This is a genomic window from Burkholderia sp. Bp9140 (assembly GCF_003853425.1).
Classification (GTDB): Bacteria; Pseudomonadota; Gammaproteobacteria; order Burkholderiales; family Burkholderiaceae; genus Burkholderia.
This window is the reverse complement of sequence record NZ_QTPQ01000125.1, coordinates 1-581: the sequence shown is the minus strand read 5'-3', so window position 1 is coordinate 581 and position 581 is coordinate 1. Positions and strand designations below refer to the sequence as shown.

Sequence of the window (581 nt, the reverse complement as noted above, 5' to 3'; positions counted from 1 at the left end):
CGCGACAACCCGAGGATCGCCACTTCCGGCGCGTTGATGATCGGCGTGAAGTTCGTGCCGCCGATCCCGCCGAGCGACGAGATCGAGAAGCAACCACCCTGCATCTGGTCCGGCTTCAGCTTGCCGTCGCGCGCGGCCTTCGACAGCTCGGCCATTTCCTTCGCGATGTCGACGAGACCCTTCTTGTCCGCATCGCGGATCACCGGCACGACGAGGCCGTTCGGCGTGTCGGCCGCGAAACCGACGTGGTAGTACTGCTTGAACACCAGGTTGTCGCCGTCGAGGCTTGCGTTGAAGGTCGGGAACTTCTTCAGCGCGGCGACGACCGCCTTGATCACGAACGCGAGCATCGTGAACTTCACGCCCGCCTTCTCGTGCTCCTTGTTCAGCTGCACGCGCAGCGCTTCGAGCTCGGTGATGTCTGCTTCGTCGTTGTTCGTGACGTGCGGGATCATCACCCAGTTGCGATGCAGGTTCGCGCCCGAGATCTTCTTGATGCGCGACAGCGGCTTCGCCTCGAACGGGCCGAACTTCGAGAAGTCGACCTTCGGCCACGGCAGCAGGTTCAGCTCGCCGCCGCC

General features: G+C 63.7%; 1 protein-coding gene. It reads right to left on the bottom strand.

The genetic code is table 11. The features are described from left to right. Positions 1–581, bottom strand: a 581-nt coding sequence (locus DIE21_RS36895) for a 2-oxo acid dehydrogenase subunit E2 (protein WP_185640794.1), incomplete at both ends; no start/stop codon positions are given.